Annotated in this window: 3 protein-coding genes; all 3 read left to right on the plus strand. The window is 54.2% G+C overall.

Annotated elements, in window-relative coordinates:
- On the plus strand, positions 1 to 385 hold a 385-nt coding region (locus CA13_RS00075), incomplete at its 5' end, for a hypothetical protein (RefSeq protein WP_419193737.1).
- 156 nt (positions 386 to 541) lie between these two features.
- Positions 542 to 949: a hypothetical protein gene (locus CA13_RS00080; RefSeq protein ID WP_146393647.1), complete on the plus strand. Its 408-nt coding sequence runs from the start codon at positions 542 to 544 to the stop codon at positions 947 to 949.
- A gap of 755 nt (positions 950 to 1704) precedes the next feature.
- Entirely contained in the window at positions 1705 to 2490 is a 786-nt protein-coding gene (locus tag CA13_RS00085) for a hypothetical protein (RefSeq protein WP_146393649.1), read from the plus strand.
- Positions 2491 to 2638 lie beyond the last annotated feature (148 nt).

Here is a 2638-nt window from a genome sequence, read left to right on the forward strand (position 1 = left end):
GACTGAAGCGTGCTTGCAACACATGCAATACTCAACGGCAACGCTTCTGACTATCACGCTGCTCTTTGCTGTCGCCGTTGCGCTCTCACGTTTCGATTCACTGCTGATTCCAATCGCGTTCCCATTCACACTCGGCCCGATTGCCGCGTATCGCGTGACGCCGTCGAAAATCGCATTGTTGATCGGTGCACTGTCGTCGGCGTTTTGGACGCTCGTCTCGGTTGTGCCATTCGGGATTGTTGCTTATTTGCTTATCTGGCCTATTGCTGCCATTGACGAACGATTGCTTACTCGAGGGTTGTTCGTGACGTCCGCAATCGTCTATTTCCTTGCTGCGTCGGTGCTCGGGGGATACATTGGGGGCGTCGTTGCGAGACCGGACTGATCCTTACTCGCATCGTTGACTCAGGGGCTGAAATGCGGCGAACCATGCGATGCAACGGAGCCGGGCTTGCATGGTTCTACGAATGGAAAGTCAACCTTCCCGGCCCGCTGATCGCGGTCGTTCGTCGAACGGGGAAGTCTGCACCATCGCATCGATATGACTGAAGCAGAAACTGACAATCGTGTTGACGGTTCAAACCCGTACGCGGCGCAGAAATCTGAAGCTCCAAGTTCTCACGCCGACACAAGCTCACACAGCATTCGTGTTGCTGCGACATACGCGATTTCTTTGGCGCCCGCAATTGCGTCGCTCATGTTTGCATTTCCATGCGCGGACTATTTCTACACTGTGGAGAACCCGATACGAACCTACTACTACGTGCTTGGTGGGAATGCTGCGACTTTGGCGTTGTGCTGGATTGTTGCTCGGGGCTTTCCGCATTTAGTACATGTGCATGCAACTTTCGACCGCAATACTTTCGCAACCGTTCTGGGCGTGGCCTACGGCATTTGCGGAGGGTTTTCGTGGTTGCTGGCGGCGACGGGGGTCGTCGGTTGGCCGTAGAGGAAGACCTCCAATACAATAATCGACGAACCATCACATGCACCGAAGGACGCGAGCCGAGCGGTTTGGCAATGGAAAATCTTTCGCGCGTCCTCGGTGATGTGTAACGTTATCCGATCAACGCCGATCGGTATGCTGGTGTTGGGCCTTGGCGTCACAACACTGGCTTGCGGCTGATGCCGGTGAAACGATATACCCGACGAACCATTCCCTCGGACAACTTTTCTGGTTCGACCTTCCAATCTCCTGATGGCTTGCGCGAGCCTCCTCGCACCGACCATCGGCGTGCTCGGGCGACATTCGTTGCTCGACGACGGAACGTCCTGATGGCTTGCGCGAGCAATCTCCTGTTACCATCGGCTTGCTCGGTCTTGCTTTGGAACGTAAACTGGCATTCCACCTTCCACCTAAATTCACCACGGATAACCATCCGTTGCACACGGAAGCCGCGGCCGCGCGGATTCTCAAATCAATGTCGTTTGCCGCGGCCCGGTGAACGGTGACGTTCGCCAATCATGTTTTGCACATACATGCGACCTCTCGCTTGCGTCACGTACATTGCGTTTACCCTGTGCGCACACGCCAACGAACCAGTTAGATGGGGCCAGTCTGCTGATAATTCAAAATGGGACGAACCTCTTTCCTATACAAAACCAAACCACGCATGCGTTGACTCCCCGCCGTCGCTCAACAAGTTCCCCGAACTTCTGAATTTCGCGCGGACGCTGGGACCGAGTAGTTGGGAGAGCGTTATCGTGGTTAGCAAGCTTCGCACCATTTCACGGTGTGATTTCTCTGGCACGCCGACCGCTGAGAGTTTCGACGCAGACTATCAGACCTCGATCGCGAAGTGGCAGGACTGGTGGCAGCGATACGGCAAGCGGCTGGCTGATGAGTTGCCTGACTGCGGAAAACGCTACCCAGACAGTTGGAACACGATTGCCGGCCCTCAGCACGCCGCGTGTCCCGAATATCAAATCCGTATTCCAGATGTCTGGACGACAAGAGTTTCATTTCGTTCCGGCGATTACACAACTGTGACGGAAGAGGTCATCGAGTTTACGGTTCGCAAGGACGGATGCGAGTTACGCAGACGGTTTCGATCCGGTTGGTTTGCGGACAAATCGTGGATCCACGAAGAATGGAAGAACTTCTCGTTGGACGAAGCGAAACGTTTTCTTTCGACAGTAATCTACGCAATCGACAACCCATGGCTGTTCGCTGACGACGAACTGACTGCTCCAAATCCCACGAAGAAATACCAATTTCCGATCATTCGAGGTCGGCCAATGGAATGGGGGACCTACTACGCGCACGTTGATTGGTCGGGGATTCTTGGCACTGATGGTAAGGTTATCATCAACGACGACCCACACACCTGGCACAACGAAGAGGACAACTCGTTTGACGCCACTTCACTCGATGGATCGATCGGTGTCGTATTTCGTGTTGTTAGGGATTTGTTTCCTGATTCCTCATTCCGTCCAGCTATGAGTCGCTGGGTGCGTGTTGACTTACCTCAACCAGATGGCGAACCATGAAATGCACGGGAGATCGCCATGACGCGTTTGCCAATGGATCGTCTTGGGGGCGATCCCCGTGATTTCGGACGTTATCACACTCCGGGCGATTTGTGTTCTGCTATCGGTGCGCTGTTGATGATCCCTTTTCGTCCGTTTGGTCCACAAC

It is taken from the genome of Novipirellula herctigrandis, from assembly GCA_007859835.1.
GTDB lineage: Bacteria > Planctomycetota > Planctomycetia > Pirellulales > Pirellulaceae > Novipirellula_A > Novipirellula_A herctigrandis.

Coding starts and splice junctions, on each gene's coding strand:
- CA13_RS00080 (WP_146393647.1), top strand. CDS start 542: ATGACTGAAGCAGAAACTGACAATCGTGTTGACGGTTCAAACCCGTAC.